The organism is Rhizobium sp. BT-226, assembly GCF_025847085.2.
GTDB lineage: Bacteria > Pseudomonadota > Alphaproteobacteria > Rhizobiales > Rhizobiaceae > Rhizobium > Rhizobium sophorae.
In genome coordinates this window covers 190,931-208,516 of sequence record NZ_JAOYTI010000002.1, presented here as the reverse complement: position 1 = coordinate 208,516, position 17,586 = coordinate 190,931, and the positions used below count along the sequence as shown (strand labels likewise).

The 17,586-nt window shown below is 61.5% G+C and carries 19 protein-coding genes; 14 read left to right on the top strand and 5 right to left on the bottom strand.

Going from position 1 to position 17,586, the window contains the following annotated elements; genetic code table 11:
* Nucleotides 1-55: 55 nt before the first annotated feature.
* The gene (gene hemB, locus OIU37_RS11145; protein ID WP_264257529.1) at nucleotides 56-1,069 is read right to left on the bottom strand and encodes a porphobilinogen synthase; all 1,014 of its coding nucleotides are present in this window, start codon (nucleotides 1,067-1,069) and stop codon (nucleotides 56-58) included.
* Between the two features lie 233 nt (nucleotides 1,070-1,302).
* Here hemB and OIU37_RS11140 point away from each other — a divergent pair, with 233 nt between their 5' ends.
* The 7 genes from OIU37_RS11140 (at nucleotide 1,303) to OIU37_RS11110 (ending at nucleotide 8,091) form a co-directional block, all read left to right on the top strand.
* Complete coding sequence (locus OIU37_RS11140; RefSeq protein WP_130694244.1) at nucleotides 1,303-1,740, top strand: DUF6163 family protein; 438 nt, start codon at nucleotides 1,303-1,305, stop codon at nucleotides 1,738-1,740.
* A gap of 128 nt (nucleotides 1,741-1,868) precedes the next feature.
* Nucleotides 1,869-2,384, top strand: a complete 516-nt coding sequence (ldtR, locus tag OIU37_RS11135; RefSeq protein ID WP_003547156.1) for a transcriptional regulator LdtR — start codon at nucleotides 1,869-1,871, stop codon at nucleotides 2,382-2,384.
* 443 nt (nucleotides 2,385-2,827) lie between these two features.
* Nucleotides 2,828-4,129, top strand: coding sequence for a murein L,D-transpeptidase (locus tag OIU37_RS11130; RefSeq protein ID WP_168309846.1), 1,302 nt, complete (start codon nucleotides 2,828-2,830; stop codon nucleotides 4,127-4,129).
* Between the two features lie 216 nt (nucleotides 4,130-4,345).
* Nucleotides 4,346-5,644 (top strand): serine hydroxymethyltransferase, encoded by a 1,299-nt coding sequence (gene glyA / locus OIU37_RS11125; protein WP_171600928.1) that lies wholly within the window; start codon nucleotides 4,346-4,348, stop codon nucleotides 5,642-5,644.
* A gap of 9 nt (nucleotides 5,645-5,653) precedes the next feature.
* Entirely contained in the window at nucleotides 5,654-6,130 is a 477-nt protein-coding gene (nrdR, locus tag OIU37_RS11120; RefSeq protein WP_003547190.1) for a transcriptional regulator NrdR, read from the top strand.
* A 3-nt stretch (nucleotides 6,131-6,133) separates the two neighbouring features.
* The gene (gene ribD, locus OIU37_RS11115; protein WP_264257528.1) at nucleotides 6,134-7,480 is read left to right on the top strand and encodes a bifunctional diaminohydroxyphosphoribosylaminopyrimidine deaminase/5-amino-6-(5-phosphoribosylamino)uracil reductase RibD; all 1,347 of its coding nucleotides are present in this window, start codon (nucleotides 6,134-6,136) and stop codon (nucleotides 7,478-7,480) included.
* A complete protein-coding gene (locus OIU37_RS11110; RefSeq protein WP_171600926.1) occupies nucleotides 7,480-8,091 on the top strand; it encodes a riboflavin synthase in 612 nt (203 codons plus the stop codon). Before ribD ends, OIU37_RS11110 begins: the two co-directional genes overlap by 1 nt.
* A gap of 31 nt (nucleotides 8,092-8,122) precedes the next feature.
* Here OIU37_RS11110 and OIU37_RS11105 read toward each other — a convergent pair whose 3' ends face one another.
* From OIU37_RS11105 to OIU37_RS11095, 3 genes are all read right to left on the bottom strand, one after another.
* Nucleotides 8,123-8,638, bottom strand: coding sequence for a GNAT family N-acetyltransferase (locus tag OIU37_RS11105; protein ID WP_264257527.1), 516 nt, complete (start codon nucleotides 8,636-8,638; stop codon nucleotides 8,123-8,125).
* A gap of 26 nt (nucleotides 8,639-8,664) precedes the next feature.
* A complete protein-coding gene (locus tag OIU37_RS11100; protein WP_264257526.1) occupies nucleotides 8,665-9,168 on the bottom strand; it encodes a cupin domain-containing protein in 504 nt (167 codons plus the stop codon).
* 206 nt (nucleotides 9,169-9,374) lie between these two features.
* Nucleotides 9,375-9,734, bottom strand: a complete 360-nt coding sequence (locus OIU37_RS11095; RefSeq protein WP_171600923.1) for a hypothetical protein — start codon at nucleotides 9,732-9,734, stop codon at nucleotides 9,375-9,377.
* 347 nt (nucleotides 9,735-10,081) lie between these two features.
* Between OIU37_RS11095 and ribH the strand changes: the two genes are divergently transcribed.
* From ribH to OIU37_RS11080, 3 genes are all read left to right on the top strand, one after another.
* Nucleotides 10,082-10,537 carry a 6,7-dimethyl-8-ribityllumazine synthase gene (gene ribH, locus OIU37_RS11090; protein WP_003558337.1) on the top strand — a complete coding sequence of 152 codons (456 nt, stop codon included), beginning with the start codon at nucleotides 10,082-10,084 and terminating at the stop codon, nucleotides 10,535-10,537.
* A gap of 3 nt (nucleotides 10,538-10,540) precedes the next feature.
* Nucleotides 10,541-11,023 (top strand): transcription antitermination factor NusB, encoded by a 483-nt coding sequence (gene nusB / locus OIU37_RS11085; RefSeq protein WP_018241520.1) that lies wholly within the window; start codon nucleotides 10,541-10,543, stop codon nucleotides 11,021-11,023.
* Between the two features lie 198 nt (nucleotides 11,024-11,221).
* The gene (locus OIU37_RS11080; protein ID WP_131664262.1) at nucleotides 11,222-13,360 is read left to right on the top strand and encodes a sodium-translocating pyrophosphatase; all 2,139 of its coding nucleotides are present in this window, start codon (nucleotides 11,222-11,224) and stop codon (nucleotides 13,358-13,360) included.
* Between the two features lie 100 nt (nucleotides 13,361-13,460).
* Here the strand turns inward: OIU37_RS11080 and OIU37_RS11075 are convergent, their stop codons facing one another.
* Entirely contained in the window at nucleotides 13,461-13,994 is a 534-nt protein-coding gene (locus tag OIU37_RS11075; protein WP_171600921.1) for an outer membrane protein assembly factor BamE, read from the bottom strand.
* A 137-nt stretch (nucleotides 13,995-14,131) separates the two neighbouring features.
* On the opposite strand from OIU37_RS11075, the gene OIU37_RS11070 reads away from it, so the two are divergent.
* The 4 genes from OIU37_RS11070 (at nucleotide 14,132) to OIU37_RS11055 (ending at nucleotide 17,491) form a co-directional block, all read left to right on the top strand.
* Nucleotides 14,132-14,788, top strand: coding sequence for a ubiquinol-cytochrome C chaperone family protein (locus OIU37_RS11070; RefSeq protein ID WP_180693252.1), 657 nt, complete (start codon nucleotides 14,132-14,134; stop codon nucleotides 14,786-14,788).
* A gap of 11 nt (nucleotides 14,789-14,799) precedes the next feature.
* Nucleotides 14,800-15,354, top strand: coding sequence for a DUF177 domain-containing protein (locus OIU37_RS11065; protein ID WP_171600919.1), 555 nt, complete (start codon nucleotides 14,800-14,802; stop codon nucleotides 15,352-15,354).
* Between the two features lie 98 nt (nucleotides 15,355-15,452).
* Nucleotides 15,453-16,499, top strand: coding sequence for a phosphate acyltransferase PlsX (gene plsX / locus OIU37_RS11060; RefSeq protein WP_130743515.1), 1,047 nt, complete (start codon nucleotides 15,453-15,455; stop codon nucleotides 16,497-16,499).
* 20 nt (nucleotides 16,500-16,519) lie between these two features.
* Entirely contained in the window at nucleotides 16,520-17,491 is a 972-nt protein-coding gene (locus tag OIU37_RS11055) for a beta-ketoacyl-ACP synthase III (protein WP_011651317.1), read from the top strand.
* The last annotated feature ends 95 nt before the right edge of the window (nucleotides 17,492-17,586 follow it).

Genomic DNA, 17,586 nt, shown 5'->3' with positions numbered 1-17,586 from the left:
TATCGGCAGGGCAAAATGCAATAATCTGCCCCGAAATCGCCAATCCGCCCCCCAATTACCGTTTCGCGAGAATTTTCGCCACTTCGATCGCGAAATAGGTGAGGACACCGTCGCATCCCGCCCGCTTGAACGACAGCAGCGTTTCGAGCATCGCCCGTTCGCCGTCGATCCAACCATTCATCGCCGCCGCCTTGATCTGCGTATATTCGCCGGAAACCTGGTAGGCGAAGGTCGGCAGGCCAAAAGCCTCCTTCATCCGCCAGCAGATATCGAGATAGGGCAGGCCAGGCTTGACCATCAGCATGTCGGCGCCTTCCTCGACGTCGAGGGCCGCGTCGCGGATCGCCTCGGTGCCGTTGGCGGGGTCGATATAATAGGTCTTCTTGTCGCCTTTCAGCAGCCCGCCCGTCGAGATCGCCTCGCGATAGGGACCGTAGAAGGCGGAGGCGAATTTCGTCGCATAGCTCATGATGCCGACGCTCTGATGGCCGGCCGCATCGAGCGCCATGCGGATCGCGCCGATGCGTCCGTCCATCATCTCCGACGGCGCGATGATGTCGGCGCCGGCATCCGCCTGCATCACGGCGGCGCGCGCCACCTGGTCGACCGTCTCGTCATTGACGATCTCGCCGTCTCTGAGGATGCCGTCATGGCCGTGGCTGGTGAAGGGATCGAGCGCGACATCGGTAATGATGCCGATATCAGGCACCGCCTTCTTGATCGCCACTGTTGCCTGATTGATCAGGTTGTTGGCTTCGAGGCTGTTCGAGCCGGTCTCGTCACGCAGCTCCATCTCGATATTCGGAAAGGTGGCAAGGGCCGGAATGCCGAGGCTGGCCGCTTCGCGCGCGGCTTCGACGGCCCTGTCGATGCTCATCCGGTTGACACCCGGCATGGCCGGGATCGGATCGACGATACCGGAACCCGGCACGATGAAGATCGGCCAGATCAGGTCGTCGACCGTCAGCCGGTTTTCCTGCACCAGCCGGCGTGTCCAATCCGCCTTGCGGTTGCGCCGCATGCGGCGATGGCCGGTGATGTCGTCGACGAGATGCGTCCTGTCCTGCATGATATCTATCCCCAGCCCATTCCATTTGTCGGAGCGCTCATTATCATGGCGCCTGGAAAATCCAAACCGGACGATTGGCCGCGGCGGAAGAACCTCTGGCGCATGACGCCGATAATCGGAATCGATTTTTCGGGGGTATGCGCAAACTCAAAGTGATAAAGCGTTCTCCAGCGCGTCTTGTCAGACACGCGGCGTTCTTTATGAAGATGCAACCCCAAACCGATGTCTGCGCTATGGAAACCGAATCCTCGACGATACCGAAACGCACACTGGCGGATATCCTTTTCATTCTCTTCCTGAGACTGGTTGCCGTATCCTGCTTCTGGTTCGGCCTGCAATATTGGGCGATGCTCGTCGGCTATTCGCTGGTCGGCGCCGGCCGCTTCGATCTTTTGAGCTTGCCGTGGAAGGTGGCGAGCACCAGCCTCGCCGTGCTCTTCCCCGTCGCCTCCCTCGGCCTCTGGCTCACCGTCTCCTGGGGACCGGTCATCTGGGTGCTGGCCGCCGGCGGGCAAATCCTCATGTATGGCCTGCTGCCGGATATTTTCGGCCCCAACCAGCTGATCATCCTGCTGCATGTCATCGTCGCCGTGGTCTACTTGATTTTCCGCCTGCTGCTCTGGCTGGAAAAGCGCCGGCATCGCCGCCAGGTAAGTGTTGATTTACCCTGAGACAACGTGGAGTTACCGGTAAGGCTCCGTTAAGCCTGCGGTTTAAGTCGAATTTTATATGTATTCGATAGGGTCTCACTCAAGGCGGGAAGAAAACACACCGCCAAACAAACAGTGAGGCAGTCAATATGAACACGAAAATCAAGCCGCAGGCGGTATCGACCTTCCGTGACCAGCAGGACCACGACATCCGTGATCTTTACATGGAATCCCTTCATCTCGTTGAACGTCTGCACCGTCGTCTTCTCGACGTCATCAAGGACGAATTCGACCGCCAGGGTCGCAGCGACGTCAACGCCATCCAGGCGCTGCTCCTTTTCAACATCGGCAACTCCGAGCTGACCGCCGGCGAGCTGCGCTCGCGTGGTTACTATCTTGGCTCCAACGTTTCCTACAACGTCAAGAAGCTGGTCGATCTCGGCTTCATCAACCACCAGCGCTCGCGCATCGACCGCCGCTCGGTCCGCATCAGCCTGACCGAAACCGGCCAGGACATCGCCGAAACAGTGGCCAAGCTCTACGAACGCCACATCGCCTCGATCGACAAGGTCGGCGGCATCGGCACCGACGAGTTCACCCAGATGAACAAACTGCTCCAGCGTCTGGACCGTTTCTGGAACGACCAGATTTTGTATCGTCTCTGAGACCCCTGACCTCCTTCGAGGGTTGACCAAAACCGGATGCGTCCCTGCGCGTCCGGTTTTGCCGTTTGCCCTCGCGTGGCATCTTTGCAACGCATGGCAGGCAAGCGCAAAGCCCGGTATTCAAGCCGTTTTTTAGCCGTTATTAACCGGCACGCTTTACCCGTCATATGGTTCGTTGCGTCCTGTTTCCGGCAGTCGGCAAGTCCGTCTTCCGGCCCGGCAACACGAATTGGCCATATTGGTGTGGCAGCGGAAGGCTTAACAACCGGCGCTTTCAATAGACCGATCAGGATGTTCAGGCTGCCGCATCGCAATCTTGTGATGGGGCAAGCGGAATTTTTCGGTGCGCCGGAACAACGAATGGACTGGGATCTGCGTTAAAGCGCAGTGATATCGCAAAAGGCCGCAGATTCTCCTTATAGCGGCATTCAGTGGTTGGGACTATGTCGAAGAAAAACGGAATTGAAGCTCTCTCGCGCCGCGCCTTCCTTGCGTCTGCGGCAACGGTCGGCGCCAGTGCGCTGGCCGCGCCGGCATTCGCGCAATCGGCGCTCGATACGCTGATCAATGCGCCGCGCCGCGGCAACTGGGACGACCAGTTCGACGCCAAGGCGGCGTCGCGCACGGCGACCGCCATGGTTTCCAACACGCCGATCCTCGGCCCCCAATCGGTCGCGAGCGCCCAGCAGGCAATTATGCAGTATCAGCAGATCGCCGCAGCCGGCGGCTGGCCTGAGGTCAACCCCGGTGACCAGCGTCTGCAACTCGGCGTCAGCTCTCCTGCCGTCCAGGCGCTGCGCCAGCGTCTTGCGATCACCGGCGATCTGCCGCGTGAGGCCGGCCTGTCCAACGCCTTCGATTCTTATGTCGACGGCGCCGTCAAGCGCTTCCAGGCGCGTCACGGCCTGCCGGCCGATGGCGTTCTCGGCGAATTCACGCTGAAGGCGATGAACATCCCCGCCGATGTCCGCCTGCAGCAGCTGAACACCAATGTCGTCCGTCTGCAGACCTTCCCGGAAGACCTGGGTCGCCGTCACGTGATGGTCAACATCCCGGCCGCCTATGTGGAGGCTGTCGAAGACGGTAGCGTCGCGACGCGCCACACCGCGGTTGTCGGCCGCTTGAGCCGCCCGACGCATCTCGTCAATTCGAAGATCTACGAGGTCATCCTCAACCCTTACTGGACTTCGCCGCGCTCGATCGTCGAGAAGGACATCATGCCGCTGATGCGCAAGGATCCGACCTATCTCGAAAAGAACGCCATCCGCCTGATCGACGGCAAGGGCAACGAAGTCGCCCCCGAGACTATCGACTGGAACGGCGAGGCGCCGAACCTTATGTTCCGCCAAGACCCCGGCAAGACCAACGCCATGGCGTCGACCAAGATCAACTTCTACAACAAGAACGGCGAGTATATGCACGACACGCCGCAGCAGGGCTTGTTCAACAAGCTGATGCGCTTCGAATCGTCCGGCTGCGTCCGCGTGCAGAACGTGCGCGACCTGACGAACTGGCTGCTGCGCGAAACCCCCGGCTGGAACCGCCAGCAGATGGAGCAAGTGATCGCAACCGGCGTCAACACGCCGATCAAGCTCGCCACGGAGGTTCCGGTTTATTTCGTCTACATCTCTGCCTGGGGCATGCCCGACGGCATCGTCCAGTTCCGCGACGACATCTATCAGATGGACGGCAATGCCGAGCTGGCGCTCGACACCACGGCTGGCATGGAACAGCCGGTCCAGTAAGCGGCGACCTCTGCATTGTTATTTGAGAACCGCGCTTTCCGGCGCGGTTTTTTTGTGCCGGGAAGGGCGCTCCTTGAGATAGTCGCCAGGCATCGGCGTCGTACGACCGCAAAAGAGCGGGCGCGCGCGCTTTGCTCAGCAAATGTCGTTCTCTGTATTGCCCTCGCCACGGCGGAAGGCTAATACCTCAGCGCATTCCAGTTGAGGAGCCCGCCGATGACCAATGCTTCCACCGAATCCTTCTTCAATCGCTCGCTTGCGGACGTCGATCCGGACATTTTCGGCGCGATCGGAAAGGAACTCGGTCGCCAACGGCACGAGATCGAACTGATCGCTTCTGAGAACATCGTCTCCCGCGCCGTGCTGGAAGCCCAAGGCTCCATCATGACCAACAAATATGCCGAGGGTTATCCCGGCAAGCGTTATTACGGCGGCTGCCAGTTCGTCGATATCGCCGAGGAACTGGCGATCGAGCGCGCCAAGAAGCTTTTCGGCGTCAATTTCGCCAACGTCCAGCCGAATTCCGGTTCGCAGATGAACCAGGCCGTATTCCTGGCGCTGCTGCAGCCCGGCGATACTTTCATGGGGCTCGACCTGAATTCGGGCGGCCACCTCACGCATGGTTCGCCGGTCAACATGTCCGGCAAGTGGTTCAACGTCGTCTCCTACGGCGTGCGCGAAGGCGACAACCTGCTCGACATGGATGAAGTCGCCCGCAAGGCTGAGGAAACCAAGCCGAAGCTCATCATCGCCGGCGGCACTGCCTATTCCCGTATCTGGGACTGGAAGCGCTTCCGCGAGATCGCCGACAGCGTCGGCGCCTATCTGATGGTCGACATGGCCCACATTGCCGGCCTTGTCGCCGGTGGCGTTCATCCGTCGCCGTTCCCGCATTGCCATGTCGCGACGACGACGACCCACAAGTCGCTGCGCGGCCCGCGCGGCGGCGTCATCCTCACCAATGACGAGGATCTGGCGAAGAAGTTCAATTCGGCCGTCTTCCCGGGCCTGCAGGGCGGCCCGCTGATGCACATCATCGCCGCCAAGGCTGTGGCCTTCGGCGAGGCGCTGCAGCCGGAATTCAAGGATTATGCCGCCCAGGTGGTGAAGAACGCCCGGGCGCTTGCCGAAACGCTGATATCGGGTGGCCTCGACGTTGTCTCCGGCGGCACCGACAACCACCTGATGCTGGTCGACCTGCGCAAGAAGAATGCCACCGGCAAGCGCGCCGAGGCAGCCCTCGGACGCGCCTACGTCACCTGCAACAAGAACGGCATTCCCTTCGATCCGGAAAAGCCCTTCGTCACCTCGGGTGTGCGTCTCGGCGCGCCGGCCGGCACGACCCGCGGCTTCAAGGAAGCGGAATTCCGCGAGATCGGCAATCTGATCGTCGAGGTTCTCGACGGTCTCAAGGTCGCCAATTCCGATGAAGGCAACGCCGCCGTCGAAGCCGCTGTGCGCGGCAAGGTGGTCAGCCTCACCGACCGCTTCCCCATGTACGGCTACATGGGATAAGGAGTAGGGATGCGCTGCCCCTATTGCGGTTCGGAAGATACACAGGTCAAGGATTCGCGCCCGGCGGAGGACAACACGTCCATCCGCCGGCGGCGCATCTGTCCGGATTGCGGCGGCCGCTTCACCACGTTCGAGCGTGTACAGCTGCGCGAACTGATGGTCATCAAGAAGACCGGCCGCAAGGTGCCCTTCGACCGCGACAAGCTGGTGCGCTCCTTCGAAGTGGCGCTGCGCAAACGCCCGGTCGAGCGGGACCGCATCGAGCGCGCCGTCTCCGGCATCGTCCGCCGGCTTGAAAGCTCCGGCGAGACCGAGATCTCCTCCGAACAGATCGGCCTGCAGGTGCTGGAAGCCATGAAGAGCCTCGATGATGTCGGCTTCGTGCGCTATGCCTCGGTCTATCGGGATTTCTCGCTTGCCGAGGATTTCGAAAAGGTCATTTCCGAAATCAACGCCAAGATCGCCCGCGACCCGCTGGACAGGTGAGCCATGAGCATCACGCCGCATGACGAACGTTTCATGGCGGCGGCGATCCGCCTGTCGCGCTGGCATATCGGACGCACCGCCACCAACCCTTCCGTCGGCTGCCTGATCGTCAGGGATGGTGTCATCGTCGGCCGTGCCGTGACGGCGCTCGGTGGCCGCCCGCATGCCGAGACGCAGGCGCTCGCTGAAGCCGGCGCGCTCGCCCGCGGCGCCACTGCCTATGTGACGCTCGAACCCTGCTCGCATCACGGCAGGACGCCGCCTTGCGCCGAGGCGCTGATCGCCTATGGCGTCGCCCGCGTCGTCATCAGCGTCACCGACCCCGATCCGCGTGTCTCCGGCCGCGGCATCGCCATGCTGCGCGAAGCCGGCATAGAGGTGGATGCCGGCGTGCTGGAGGCCGAGGGCCGGCATTCGCTTGCCGCCTATCTCACCCGCCAGACGAAGAACCGGCCCTATGTGACTCTCAAGCTTGCCGTTTCCGCCGACGGCATGATCGGCCGTCAAGGGGAGGGGCAGGTGTCCATCACCGGCCCGCTCGCCCGCGCCCAGGTGCAGGCGCTGCGCGCCGAAACCGATGCGATCCTCGTCGGCATCGGTACCGCGATTGCGGATGATCCGCTGCTGACTGTGCGTTCGCCAGGCCTTGAATCGCAATCGCCGATCCGCATCGTGCTCGATCCTGCCCTGGCATTGCCGCTGACCAGCAAGCTGGTCGAGACGGCGCGGGAAGTGCCGGTGATCGTGGTGGCGAGTGAGGAAGCATCGCTGTTGGAGGCGGAGGGGTTACCCCCCTCTGCCCTGCCGGGCTACCGGGGTCGAGCCACGGGTCTCGACCCGTCCTTCGACCCCCCCACAAAGGGGGAGATCGGCAAGAGGCGCGATCCGAATTCCCCAGCTTCCGATCAAGATGGTTTCGCCTCGAGGCAAGACGTAGGGCAAGGGGCTAACCCCGATCCGATCTCCCCCCTTGTGGGGGAGATGCCCGGCAGGGCAGAGGGGGGTACCCTACCCGCCGACGCCACTGACATGGACTCCCGCCGCGCAACCCTCGAAGCCGCCGGCGTCGAGGTCGTCCATTGCAATCCCTATCATCCGGAAGTCCTGTTGCCGGCACTCGCGACGCGCGGTATTTCCTCGCTCCTGGTCGAGGGCGGTGCAAAGACGGCGCGGCTTTTCCTCGAGGCTGGCCTCGTCGACCGCATCCAGCTTTATCAGGCGCCTGTTGTGATCGGCGAGGGCGGTATTGAATCCCCGCTTGATGCAACCGACATACCATCGGGTTTTGCCCATACGGGCACGCTGATGTTCGGCGAAGATCGCCTGGACGAATACGAAAGAGGGCTTTGATGTTCACCGGAATAGTCACCGATATCGGCACGATCGAATCCGTTTCGCCGCTGAAGGAGGGCATCAAGCTCCGCGTTGCGACGAGTTACGACCCGGCGACCATCGATATGGGCGCATCCATCTCTCACTCCGGCATCTGCCTCACCGTCACCGGCCTGCCGCAGGAAGGCAGCAACGGCCGCTGGTTCGAGGTCGAGGCCTGGGAAGAGGCGCTGCGGCTGACGACGATTGGTGCCTGGCAGGAAGGCAGCCGCATCAATCTCGAACGGTCGCTGAAGATCGGTGATGAACTCGGCGGCCACATCGTTTCCGGCCATGTCGACGGCAAGGCGGAAATCCTCTCGGTGACAGCAGAAGGCGACGCCACGCGCTACCGCCTGCGCGCGCCCGAACATCTGGCGAAATTCGTCGCCCCCAAGGGTTCGATCGCCCTCGACGGCACCTCGCTGACGGTCAATGCCGTCGATGGCACGGATTTCGACGTGCTGCTCATCCGCCACACGCTCGAGGTCACCACCTGGGGCGATCGCACGGCCGGCGATTTCGTCAATTTCGAAGTCGACACCATGGCGCGTTACGCCGCCCGGTTGGCCGAATTCCCGAGCGCATAAGTGACAGCCGTCCTGTTGGACGCGCGGCGCCTTACCTCGAAAACTGAATGATGTCGCCATTGTATTGCGTGCGCGCCGTCTCGCGGAAGCCGAGCTTGGCTGCGACCCTCAGCGAGGTCTGGTTCTCGGGACTGATGATGCAGCTCATCGGTTTTCCCGGGAAGTGCGTTTCCGCCCAGCCGATCAGGACGGTCAGCGCCTCGGTGGCATAACCGCGGCCTTGCGCCGAAGGCATCAGCGCCCAGCCGACCTCCATCGTCCCCTCGATCGAGGGCTCCATCTCGCGGCGGGCTTCCAGGAAGCCCGCTTCACCGATGAACCGGCCGCTCTCCTTTTCGACGATCGCCAGAAAGCCGAAGCCCATATGGTGCCACATGCCGGCAACGCGCAGCATGCGGCTCCAGCTCTGCTCGCGCGTCGATGGCAGGCCGGTGATGAAGCGCACGACGTCCTCGTCCGCCCACAGCGCTGCATGCGCGTCGAAATCGTCAAGGCGGTGAGGGCGAAGCGTCAGCCGCGCCGTTTCGAGGGTCGGAATGTCGGTCACGATGGGTCCTTATGGAAATCGCACTCTCAGGCGCCGGGCTCGCCGTCCCAATAGTCAAGATCGCCTTGCGGCCGTCCGATGTGGCGGAAGCGCCCGATTTTTGTATCGTCTCTATTCGTCTTGGCAAGGAACTTTCCGGAATCGGGATATTCGACGATCTCAGTCTTCGCCATCGTCGAGATGCCGAGATAGACGAGTGTGGCCGTGCCGGTGTTGATGATCTGGTGCGCTGTTTCGGCCCCGCCGGCTGGCGCACCGAGCACGTCGCCTGCCTTGATCGCATGACGCGCGTCGCCGAAGCGGTATTCGCCGGTACCGGCGATTACATAGAACAGCTCGTCTTCGACGTGGTGGTTGTGGAAGGGGCAGCCGGATTTGCCGGGCGCTACCTCGTTGTAGCTGACGCCGAGGCCGGTCAGGCCAAGTAGCGCGCCGAAAGAGGTGTCGGTACTTTCGAAGAGCTCGCCCTGTGTCCAGTGCTCGAGCTTGAGATCGGCGGTATTGATCACCGCCTTCTGTTCCGTTGCCATGACGTCCTCCTGTTTCCAGGAGAGAAGCCGTCATCCCAGGAAAATTCAATGCTTATCTCTGATATCCCCAGCATGGGCGGAGAGGAGACCGCCGCCCATGCTTTGAGCGCCGTGCGTCGAATAGTACGCGATAAGGACGCTCGATCACTTCAACCCACGCATATCCCCGAAGATCATTCCGATATTCGGGGGTATGCGCTGGAGCGTCAGCGGACGTAGAAGGTCAAGCTTCCGTCAGCTGCCTGCTCGGCGTTGACGATGTTGCGGACGTCGACGCCTTTGTTGTTAAGCCGGTGGGCAAGCGACCGGTTGGCGTCGATCGAGGCCTGGATGCCGTGAACGGCCTGGCCGGAACGTTCCGGTGCCGAGCGCGGACCGGTCGTCTCGTCGTCGCGATTGCGCCAGTTGTAGACCTGCTCGACATTAAAATCATTGCCGTGGAAGGTCCGGAGTGTCTGCTCGATACCCTGAGCAGTGTTCATCCCAAGGCTTCCGGCCTGGCTGACGCCGGCAAAGGCGATGGAGGAGAGGGCGGCAGCGACGGTGATAGCGAGAACGCGGTGCATGATTTGTATCCTTTCATCTGCTTAGACGGTCGGCTGTCATTGCAGGGGATCGTCTGCGTCACGACATGGAATTGGCGTTCTCCCATTCGCGATTCAATAGGTTAAGCCACTGAAAATCCATTAAGAATTGTTCATGAAAACGGCCTTCGAATTGCCGCTTTCATGGCGACCGGGAAAGCTGACTTCAGAGGCTTGCTCAGCTGTGCATACAGGCCGCCCCTATCCCCTTGCAGATATTTCCTCTTTCGCTATGCGGCATCGGGCGAAATTGCTTGCCATTCGGACGAAGGCATGTTTTGACCGCGGGCTGCCGAGTGGGTAAATGTCCCGCCAACCGAAGGTGAACCATGCCGAGAGAGACCGCTCCCCATATTTTGATCGTTGAGGCCCGCTTCTACGACGACATGGCCGACGCCCTGCTCGAAGGCGCGACCTTCGCATTGACAGAGGCCGGCGCCACTTTCGAGGTCGTCACCGTTCCCGGCGCACTGGAAATTCCGGCGGCGATTGCCATGTCGCTCGATGGAGACGACAATGGCGGAACGCATTATGACGGCTATGTCGCCCTCGGCATGGTCATTCGCGGCGAGACCTATCACTTCGATATCGTGTCGAACGAATCCTCGCGCGCCTTGATGGATCTCGCGGTCAGCGAGTCACTTGCCATCGGCAATGGCATCCTGACCGTCGAAAACGACGAACAGGCATGGGCGCGCGCGCGCCGCTCGGACAAGGACAAGGGCGGATTTGCCGCTCGTGCAGCTCTGACCATGATCGAGCTGAAGCAGAAACTGGGTGCATAACGAATGAACGACGACAAGACGGAACGGCCGGTCAAGACTGCAAACCAGCGGGGCGCTGCCCGCCTTGCTGCCGTTCAGGCACTGTATCAGATGGATGTCGGCGGCACGGGCGTTCTGGAAATCGTCGCCGAATACGAGGCGCACCGTCTTGGCCAGGAACTCGACGGCGCGACCTATCTGAAGGCCGATGCCGCCTGGTTCCGTTCCATCGTTTCGGGCGTCGTGCGCGATCAGGTCCGTCTCGATCCGTTGATTGCCGCAGCCCTGCAGGACGATTGGGCCTTGTCGCGCCTCGACAGCACCGTGCGCGCCATCCTGCGCGCCGGCGTTTTCGAGATCACCGATCGCAAGGACGTTCCGGTGGCGGTCATCGTCACCGAATATGTCGAGATTGCCCAGGCCTTCTTTGATGACGACGAGCCGAAGCTCGTCAACGCCGTGCTCGACCGCATCGCAAAGCAGGTCCGCGGCGAGGCGAAGAAGTAGGTCATTCGCCGCCAAACAGCCCCCCGTCTCTTTCTTCGCACCGCAATAGTTTTCCCCCATTTGCGGTCTTGACGCCACGTGATCGACCACGCAATCTCCGCACCGCTTAGCTGTGGCGTTTCTGTGGAGAGGAAGGCGATTCGGCGGCGTTTTTGCCGGAGAAGGAGTGAGTTCCGGCCTATGGGAGGAAAGAGCGAAATGACGATTCTTTTATGCGTAATCGCATGCGGTCTGCTCTCGGTGGTTTATGCCGCCTGGGCAACCCGGTCGGTGCTTGCCGCCGATCAGGGCAACAGCCGCATGCAGGAGATCGCGGGCTATATTCGCGAAGGTGCGCAAGCCTATCTGACGCGCCAGTACAGAACCATTGCCATTGTCGGCGTTGTTGTTTTCATTTTAGCCTGGCTGCTCCTTTCCGGCGAGGCCGCGATCGGCTTCCTGATTGGCGCCGTACTATCAGGTGCTGCCGGTTTCATCGGCATGCACGTCTCCGTCCGCGCCAATGTGCGCACCGCCCAGGCGGCTTCCGTGAGCCTTTCCGCCGGCCTCGACATCGCCTTCAAGTCGGGTGCGATCACCGGCATGCTGGTGGCTGGCCTGGCGCTGCTCGGCGTCTCCATCTACTATACAGTCTTGACCATCGGGCTCGGCCATGAGAGCGGCTCGCGCGAAGTCATCGATGCGCTGGTGGCACTCGGCTTCGGCGCGTCGCTGATCTCGATCTTCGCCCGTCTCGGCGGCGGTATCTTCACCAAGGGCGCCGATGTCGGCGGCGATCTCGTCGGCAAGGTGGAAGCCGGCATTCCCGAAGACGATCCGCGCAACCCGGCAACGATCGCCGATAACGTCGGCGACAATGTCGGCGACTGTGCCGGCATGGCGGCCGACCTTTTCGAGACCTATGCGGTCTCGGTCGTCGCCACCATGGTTCTCGCCGCGATCTTCTTTGCCGGCGCGCCGATCCTCCAGTCTGCGATGGTCTATCCGCTGGCGATCTGCGGCGCCTGCATCATCACCTCGATCATCGGCACCTTCTTCGTCAAGCTCGGCTCGAACGGCTCGATCATGGGCGCGCTCTACAAGGGCCTCATCGTCACCGGCCTGCTGTCGATCGTCGGTCTTGGCGCTGCCACCTCGCTCACCATCGGCTGGGGATCGATCGGCTCCGTCGGAGGCGCCGACATATCAGGCGCGAACCTCTTCTTCTGCGGCATCATCGGCCTCGTCGTCACCGCGCTGATCGTCGTGATCACTGAATATTATACCGGCACGGGCAAGCGCCCGGTCGTCTCGATCGCCCAGGCCTCGGTCACCGGTCACGGCACCAACGTCATCCAGGGCCTGGCCGTCTCGCTGGAATCGACGGCACTGCCGGCGATCGTCATCGTTGGCGGCATTCTCGCCACCTACCAGCTCGGCGGCCTGTTCGGCACCGGCATTGCGGTTACGGCCATGCTCGGCATCGCCGGAATGATCGTCGCGCTCGACGCGTTCGGGCCTGTGACGGACAATGCCGGCGGTATCGCCGAAATGTCGCATCTGCCGCCGGAGGTGCGTAAATCCACCGATGCGCTCGATGCCGTCGGCAATACGACCAAGGCCGTGACCAAGGGTTATGCCATCGGTTCTGCCGGTCTCGGCGCCCTGGTGCTCTTCGCGGCCTACTCCTACGACCTCAAATATTTTGCGGCGAATGGCGACAAGTTCCCTTATTTTGCCGGCATCGGCGAAATTTCCTTCGATCTTTCAAACCCTTACGTGGTGGCCGGATTGATCTTCGGAGGTCTCATTCCCTACCTCTTCGGCGGCATCGCCATGACCGCCGTCGGCCGTGCGGCCGGCGCGATCGTCGAGGAAGTCCGTCGTCAGTTCAAGGAAAAGCCCGGCATCATGCAGGGCACGGAAAAGCCGGATTACGGCAGGGCGGTCGACCTTCTGACCAAGGCCGCCATCCGCGAGATGATCGTGCCGTCGCTGCTGCCGGTGCTGGCGCCGATCGTCGTCTATTTCGGCGTGCTTCTCATCTCCGGTTCCAAGGCCTCCGCCTTTGCCGCCCTCGGTGCATCGCTGCTCGGCGTCATCATCAACGGCCTCTTCGTCGCCATCTCGATGACATCGGGCGGTGGAGCCTGGGACAATGCCAAGAAGAGCTTTGAAGACGGTTTTGTCGACAAGGACGGCGTGCGTCACATGAAAGGTTCGGATGCGCACAAGGCCTCCGTCACCGGCGATACCGTCGGCGATCCCTACAAGGATACTGCCGGCCCAGCCGTCAACCCGGCGATCAAGATCACCAATATCGTGGCACTTCTGCTGCTCGCCGTTCTCGCCGGATAAACAACGCCGCCGGCTTGGCTGGTACATTTCACGCCCAAGCAGCGCCATTAAAAAACCCGCCGGAGCGATCCGGCGGGTTTTTCGTGTGAGGCGTGTCCGTTCAGCGCAGGCTGCTCGGGTTCTGCGGCGTGCCGCCGGCGCCGCCGCCGAACAGGCTGCGGGCAGCACTCGCGGCGCTGCCGCCGGAAAGCATTTGTTGCAGGAAGGTGAGTTCCTTGCCACCGGTCGGCGTGACGCGTCCGATCGTGTCGAACACCTTGCCGTCCTGCAGCGTATAGTTGGCGCGGCGGCTGACGACGCCGTCCTTGTCGAAATAGATCGCCAGAACGCTCTGATCGACGACCTTCAGTTTCTGGAAGGCGACCGCACGCGTGCGCCGCTGCGAGATGTAATAGAAGACTTCGCCGTCGAAGGTCGCCGTCGTCGACGGAGTGCCGAGCGAAAGCAGCACCTGCTCGCGGCTGGAGCCTTCCGGAACGAGGTTCAACGACTGCTGGTCGGCGACGTAGCCGCCGTTGAGCACGGTGCTAGTCTGGCAACCGGAGAGAGCGGTAGTGGAGGCAATTATGAGGGCAATGGCCGCACTGCTGAAGAATTTCATGTCAGACTTGAAATACCGTTTCTTCAACGACATCTACTCCCTGTGAGTGTCGATAGCAGCCATTCGGGGCCTTGCACGCTTTCCTCCTGCAAAACCATTGTGGCCATTCCGGGTCGAATATCCCGAATTCGCTTCGCTGACGCATCGAAGGCGTCGTCCCGAAACAGGCCATGATCGGCATTGCAATTCGCGCCTGCTTCGGTAAACCAGCTTTCGAAATCATGCAACAAGGCCAGACGCCAGCCGGCATGAAGAATGAGGCATTTCCGGAAAAAACAATGATCTTCGGGCTCTTCCGTAAGAAAAACAACAATCAGGCGATCGTCGACAGGCAATATGCGGCGTTGGCGGCGGCCGCGCGTATGCCGGAACTCTACGAGCGGCTCAATGTGCCGGATACGGTCATGGGCCGTTTCGAGATGCTGTCGATCGCCATGATTCTGTTTTTTCGCCGCACGCGTGCTTCCGTCACCAGCGGCCAGGAAATCGCCCAGGAGATCGTCGACGCCTTCTTCCAGGATATCGACTATTCGATCCGCGAACTCGGCATCGGCGACAACAGCGTGCCGAAGCGCATGAAAAAGCTTGCCGGCATGTTTTACGGCCGGCTCGAAGCCTATTCGAAGGCGATGGACACAGGCGATGCCGAGGCCCTCGCTCTCGCCCTTCAGCGCAATATCTACCCCGAAACCGCGGCGCCGGCCGATATGTCCGGTCTCGCCGGATGGATGATGGCTGCAGAATCGCATCTGTCCGCCGTTGCCGAAGAGGTAATCGCCACCGGTTCGGCGACGCTCCCGCCGGTCGCCTGCCCACCGGTCATCTGAAGGAGGAAACGATGCAGAGTGATCGGGACGATGTTCCCTTCTCCTATCAAGTCAAGGTCGGCCACATCTCGGCCAACCCCGTCGAGGTCCATGTCGAGGCCGACGCCAGCGAACTGAAGGCGCTTGCCAAGACCTGGAACGTTGTCTCCGTCGACGATCTCAGCGCCGATCTGCAGATTGCCCGCTGGAAGCGCGACGGCGTGCGCATCAAGGGCCGCGTACGGGCGAAGATCGTCCAGTCCTGCGTCGTGACGCTGGAACCGGTCGAATCCGCCATCGACGAGAGCTTCGAGCAGATCTTCGTGCCGGAGGGCTCCAAGCTTGCCCGCCAGGCCGGCAACGACGCCGGCGAGATGCTGCTCGATCCCGACGGTCCTGATCTGCCCGAAAACTTTGTCGGCGATACGATCGACGCCGGCGAGGTGGTTGCCGAATTCGCCGCTCTGGCGATCGATCCCTATCCGCGCAAGCAGGGTATCGAATTCGCCGGCCATGTCGAAGACAGCGGCGAGGACGATAAAAAACCCTCCGCTTTCGCAGCCCTCAAGGACTGGAAAAAGGACTGAAGCCCCTCTGGCATTTGACACAATTCAGTTGTAAGCGACGCCAAAACCGGTATTTTGGCCGAAATTTCGCCCTCGGCGAAAAGAAGGATCAGGGACGCGTGATCAGAATATCTCTCGACCTCATGGGTGGCGACTTTGGTCCCCAGGTTGTCATCCCCGGCGCCGCCAAGGCGTTGGATCGGCATCCGGATATTTCCTTCGTTCTCTATGGTCTCAAGGAACAGTGCGATCCGGTTCTCGCCAAGTTTCCGAAGCTCAAGGAAAAATCGATCTTTCACGACTGCGAGCTTGCCGTCGCCATGGATGAGAAGCCGAGCCAGGCGCTGCGCCGTGGCCGCTACATCTCCACCATGTGGCGCTCGATCGAGGCAGTGAAGACAGGTGACGCCGATGTCGCGGTCTCGGCCGGCAATACCGGCGCGCTGATGGCGATGGCGAAGTTCTGTCTGCGCACCATGGCCAATATCGAGCGTCCGGCGATCGCCGCGATCTGGCCGACGCTGAAGGGTGAGAGCATCGTGCTCGATGTCGGGGCGACGATCGGCGCCGATGCGCAACAGCTGATGGATTTTGCCCTGATGGGCGGCGCCATGGCGCGCGCGCTGTTCGAAGTCGAACGCCCGACGGTCGGCCTTCTCAACGTCGGCGTCGAGGAGATGAAGGGCCAGGAGGAGGTCAAGGAGGCCGGCCGGCTGTTGCGCGAGGCGAACATCGATTCGCTCGAATATTCCGGCTTCGTCGAGGGCAACGACCTTGGCAAGGGCACGGTCGACGTCGTCGTCACCGAAGGATTTTCCGGCAATATCGCGCTCAAGACCGCCGAAGGCACCGCCAAGCAGATCGGCGAATATCTGCGTGCCGCCATGTCGCGCACGCTGCTCGCCCGCATCGGCTACCTCTTCGCCAAAAGCGCCTTCGACATGCTTCGCGAGAAGCTCGATCCGAGCAAGGTCAATGGCGGCGTGTTTCTCGGCCTGAACGGCATCGTCATCAAGAGCCATGGCGGGGCGAATGCCGAAGGCATCGCAGCCGCCATCGAAGTCGGCTATGACATGGCCAAGAACGGCCTCAATCAGAAAATAGAAAACGATCTTAAGAAATATCATGCCAAGCGGCTGCCCCCGATGGGCCCGGAAGCGGCATGAGCGATGGGGTTCAATCAAAGATGATCCGTTCAGTGGTTCGCGGGTTCGGAGCCGCACTTCCGAAGCGCGTGATGACCAATCGTGATATGGAGGCCATCGTCGACACTTCAGACGAATGGATCGTCCAGCGCACCGGCATCCGCCAGCGTTATGTCGCCGGCGATGACGAGACGACGGCGTCGCTCGGCGAAGCCGCCGCGCGCGCAGCCCTTGCCAATGGCGGCCTGACGCCTGCCGATATCGATCTTGTCATCTGTGCCACCTCGACGCCGGACAACACGTTTCCGGCCACGTCGGTCAACATCCAGAACCGGCTCGGTATGAGCCATGGCTTCGCCTTCGACGTCCAGGCTGTCTGCACCGGTTTCGTCTATGCGGTCACGACGGCGGATGCCTATATCCGCGGCGGGCTTGCCAAGCGCGTTCTCGTTATCGGCGCCGAAACTTTTTCGCGCATTCTCGACTGGAACGACCGCACCACCTGCGTGCTTTTCGGCGACGGCGCCGGCGCGATCATACTCGAAGCGACCGAAGGCGAGGGCACCGTTGCCGATCGCGGCGTGCTGACCGCACATCTGCGTTCCGACGGCTCGCATAAGGAAAAGCTCTATGTCGATGGCGGACCATCGACGACGGGCACTGTCGGCAAGCTGCGCATGGAAGGCCGCGAGGTCTTCAAATATGCCGTCGGCATGATCACCGACGTTATTCAGGCGGCTTTCGATTCGACCGGCACCACCGCCGACGATCTCGACTGGCTGGTGCCGCACCAGGCCAATCGCCGCATCATCGACGGTTCGGCGAAGAAGCTGAACATCGATGCCGCGAAGGTGGTCATCACCGTCGACCTGCACGGCAATACGTCGGCCGCCTCGATCCCGCTCGCACTTGCGACCGCTGCCGGCGACGGCCGCATCAAGAAGGGCGACCTGGTGATGCTCGAAGCGATGGGCGGCGGCTTTACCTGGGGTGCGGTTCTGCTGCGCTGGTAGGCACGAATCCTAAAAAACTGGCGGCGAACAAGAGCTTGACCGTAAGGCGCAAGACAAATACTCTTCGTGCGATTTCACAAAATATTTTGTATGGG

Bases quoted from the DNA above. Each gene is read 5' to 3' on its own strand.
- OIU37_RS11140 (WP_130694244.1), top strand. From the start codon at position 1,303: ATGGAAACCGAATCCTCGACGATACCGAAACGCACACTGGCGGATATC.
- nusB (WP_018241520.1), top strand. From the start codon at position 10,541: ATGAACGACGACAAGACGGAACGGCCGGTCAAGACTGCAAACCAGCGG.
- OIU37_RS11080 (WP_131664262.1), top strand. From the start codon at position 11,222: ATGACGATTCTTTTATGCGTAATCGCATGCGGTCTGCTCTCGGTGGTT.
- glyA (WP_171600928.1), top strand. From the start codon at position 4,346: ATGACCAATGCTTCCACCGAATCCTTCTTCAATCGCTCGCTTGCGGAC.
- OIU37_RS11100 (WP_264257526.1), bottom strand. From the start codon at position 9,168: ATGGCAACGGAACAGAAGGCGGTGATCAATACCGCCGATCTCAAGCTC.
- ribH (WP_003558337.1), top strand. From the start codon at position 10,082: ATGCCGAGAGAGACCGCTCCCCATATTTTGATCGTTGAGGCCCGCTTC.
- ldtR (WP_003547156.1), top strand. From the start codon at position 1,869: ATGAACACGAAAATCAAGCCGCAGGCGGTATCGACCTTCCGTGACCAG.
- OIU37_RS11110 (WP_171600926.1), top strand. From the start codon at position 7,480: ATGTTCACCGGAATAGTCACCGATATCGGCACGATCGAATCCGTTTCG.
- OIU37_RS11055 (WP_011651317.1), top strand. From the start codon at position 16,520: ATGATCCGTTCAGTGGTTCGCGGGTTCGGAGCCGCACTTCCGAAGCGC.
- OIU37_RS11070 (WP_180693252.1), top strand. From the start codon at position 14,132: ATGATCGGCATTGCAATTCGCGCCTGCTTCGGTAAACCAGCTTTCGAA.
- OIU37_RS11075 (WP_171600921.1), bottom strand. From the start codon at position 13,994: ATGTCGTTGAAGAAACGGTATTTCAAGTCTGACATGAAATTCTTCAGC.
- OIU37_RS11130 (WP_168309846.1), top strand. From the start codon at position 2,828: ATGTCGAAGAAAAACGGAATTGAAGCTCTCTCGCGCCGCGCCTTCCTT.
- OIU37_RS11065 (WP_171600919.1), top strand. From the start codon at position 14,800: ATGCAGAGTGATCGGGACGATGTTCCCTTCTCCTATCAAGTCAAGGTC.
- nrdR (WP_003547190.1), top strand. From the start codon at position 5,654: ATGCGCTGCCCCTATTGCGGTTCGGAAGATACACAGGTCAAGGATTCG.
- ribD (WP_264257528.1), top strand. From the start codon at position 6,134: ATGAGCATCACGCCGCATGACGAACGTTTCATGGCGGCGGCGATCCGC.
- OIU37_RS11095 (WP_171600923.1), bottom strand. From the start codon at position 9,734: ATGCACCGCGTTCTCGCTATCACCGTCGCTGCCGCCCTCTCCTCCATC.
- hemB (WP_264257529.1), bottom strand. From the start codon at position 1,069: ATGCAGGACAGGACGCATCTCGTCGACGACATCACCGGCCATCGCCGC.